At 72.1% G+C, this 2,913-nt stretch carries 2 protein-coding genes; one reads left to right on the top strand and one right to left on the bottom strand.

What is annotated here, in order from left to right:
* Window positions 1–177: 177 nt before the first annotated feature.
* Window positions 178–1,140 (bottom strand): helix-turn-helix transcriptional regulator, encoded by a 963-nt coding sequence (locus tag POF73_RS45565; RefSeq protein WP_272125431.1) that lies wholly within the window; start codon window positions 1,138–1,140, stop codon window positions 178–180.
* Between the two features lie 62 nt (window positions 1,141–1,202).
* Here POF73_RS45565 and POF73_RS45560 point away from each other — a divergent pair, with 62 nt between their 5' ends.
* Window positions 1,203–2,789: an MFS transporter gene (locus tag POF73_RS45560; protein ID WP_443049778.1), complete on the top strand. Its 1,587-nt coding sequence runs from the start codon at window positions 1,203–1,205 to the stop codon at window positions 2,787–2,789.
* Window positions 2,790–2,913 lie beyond the last annotated feature (124 nt).

The raw sequence follows: 2,913 nt of genomic DNA, 5'->3' as shown, positions 1-2,913 counted from the left end.
GCCGCCGGTCCGAGGACGGACACCCCCCGGCGCGGCCCCGACCCACAACACACCCGCAGGCGCTACACGAACCCCCACCGAACATCAACAGGCCGCCGCAGGCATGGACGCGCACCCCCACCGATCACCAGCAGGCCGCCGCAGGCACCGCCCCCGCCCACCCGCCGGAGGCACCCGTCACCCAGAAGCCCGACTCAACCGCCCCCCCAACTCCCGCACACACCGCACCAGTTCCTCCGGCGACTCCACCACGAACTCGCACCCCACCATCGCCAACCGCACCGCCAGCCACTCCACAGGCTCACTCGCGACCGCCCGCAACCGGCACTCGTCCGCCCCGACAGGCTCCGGCGCCCCGAGCCACCGGGGCAACTGCGCCTCCACCGCCTCGGCAGCCGCCGCGAACGTGACCTGGAACTCGTACGTCTCCGAATGCCGCCGGATGGACCGCCGCAGATACTCCGCCGCACTACCCGTCGGCAACTCCCGCGGAGCGAACCGCGCCCCGGTGGCGAACGGCTCACTCACCCGGTCGACCCGGAACGTCCGCCAGTCGGCGCGATCGAGGTCGTACGCCACGAGGTACCAGCGACGCCCCGTCGACACCAGCCGATGCGGCTCGGTCAAGCGACGCGACTCCGTCCCGTCCCCCGCCCGGTACGCGAACCGCAACCGCTCCTGCCCCGCCACGCTCGACGCCATCACGGTCAGCGTCTCGGGCGCGATACTCGCCCCGTCCCCGCTGGTCAGCGGCGTCGTCGCGGCCTGCAACGTGGACACCCGACGCCGCAGCCGCGACGGCAACACCTGCTCCAGTTTGGCCAGCGCCCGGACCGACGCCTCGTCCACGCCCTCGACCGCATGCCCGGCCCCGGCCCGCAGCCCCACCGCGATCGCCACGGCCTCCTCGTCGTCGAGGACGAGCGGCGGCATCGCCTTGCCCGCGACCAGCCGATACCCCCCGTCGGCCCCCTTCGTCGCCTGCACGGGATACCCCAGCTCCCGCAGCCGGTCGATATCCCGCCGCACCGTACGCCGGGACACCCCGAGCCGCCCGGCGAGCTCGCCGCCGGGCCACTCGCGGGGCGTCTGCAGAAGGGAGAGCAACTGGAGGAGCCGAGCCGGTGTGTCCGTCGTCATGAGTTCGAGGATGCCGTACAACTAGGTCATGATCTGACCTAATGCCGTTCTAGTTTGAGGACATGGCTTCCACCGAGACTTCACCGAACACGCCAACCGCCCGGACCGCCCCACCCACCGCGACCACCACCACTACCGCCACCACCACCGCGACCGCCCCGACGGACCGCCGCCGCTGGTTCGCCCTCGCGATCGTGATGACCGCGGCCTTCATGGACCTGGTCGACGTCACGATCGTCAACGTCGCGATCCCGTCGATACAGCGGGAGTCAGGCGCGACTTTCAGTCAGATCCAGTGGATCACCGCCGGCTACGCCCTCGCGTTCGCCGCAGGCCTGATCACCGGCGGCCGCCTCGGCGACATCCACGGCCGCAAGCGGCTGTTCCTGATCGGCATCGGCGGCTTCACCCTGGCCTCCGCCCTGTGCGGCTTCGCCGCGAACCCGGAGATGCTGGTCGCCTCCCGCATCCTGCAGGGCGCGATGGCGTCGCTGATGGTCCCGCAGGTCCTGTCGATCGTGCACGCCACCTTCCCGGCGCACGAACGCGGCAAGGTCTTCGGCCTGTTCGGCGCGGTCGTCGGTCTCGGCGCGGTCACCGGCCCGCTCCTCGGTGCCCTCCTGACCGAGTGGAACCTCTTCGGCCTCGAATGGCGCCCGATCTTCCTGATCAACCTCCCGGTCGGCATCGCGGGCCTGATCCTCGGCAGCCGCTTCATCACCGAGTCCAAGGCGCCGAAGGCCATGAAGCTGGACCTGGTCGGCGTAGCCCTCGTCACCCTCGGCCTGCTGATGCTGCTCTACCCGCTGACCCGCGGCCGCGAGCTGGGCTGGCCGCTGTGGGGGTACGCGTCGATGGCCGGCGCCCTCGTCGTCCTCGCGGCGCTGGTGACGTACGAGAAGCGCAAGGCGGTCCGTGACGGCTCCCCGCTCATCGAGCTGTCCCTGTTCAAGGTGAAGAGCTTCGCGGCCGGCATCGCGGTCCAGACGGTCTTCGGTGTCGCGCTCGGCATCTTCTTCCTGGTCTGGACGCTGTACATGCAGTACGGCCTGGGCTGGAGCCCGCTGAAGGCCGGTCTGACCGGGATCCCGTTCTCGATCGCGGTCTCGACGGCGGCCGGCCTGTCCGTGCAGAAGCTGGTCCCGCGCTTCGGCCGCGGGGTGCTGCAGGCGGGCGCGCTGGTGATGGCGGTCGGCGTGCTGCTCTACATCTGGGAGGCGGGCCGCTACGGCCTGGACATCGCTCCCTGGCAGATGGCTCTGCCGCTGGTCGTGATGGGCCTCGGCATGGGGCTGATCGTGGCCCCGCTGACGGACGCGATCCTGTCGGAGGTGCCGCGCGAGCACGCCGGTTCGGCGTCGGGACTGATCAGCACCGTGCAGCAGATGGGCAACGCGCTCGGCCTCGGACTGGTCTCGGTGGTCTTCTTCGGGGTCGTCGACGACGGGCTGGCCGAGGCGCGGGAGCGTACGGCGGCCGGCCTGGCCTTCGCGGACGGCTTCCAGCACGCGCTCGGGTGGGTGGCCGCGGTGATGGGCACCATCTTCCTGCTGATGTTCGCGCTGCCGAAGCGCCCGGCACAGCACGTCGAGGAAGCGGCCGACGACACGTCGCCGGCGACGGAGCAGGAGCCTGCGCTGGTGGGCTGAGCGCGGTGCTGCACGGGCGGCGGCCTGAGCGGGGGAGGGGGGGGGGGGGGGCCCGGGGGGGGGGCCCCCCCCCCCCCCCCCCCACCCACCCCCCCACCCCCCCCCCCCCCCCCCCCCCCCCCCC

This window comes from Streptomyces sp. HD (genome assembly GCF_028369295.1).
Classification (GTDB): domain Bacteria; phylum Actinomycetota; class Actinomycetes; order Streptomycetales; family Streptomycetaceae; genus Streptomyces.
Note: the sequence above shows the minus strand (reverse complement) of the source record. Positions and strands in the feature narration are given on the sequence as shown.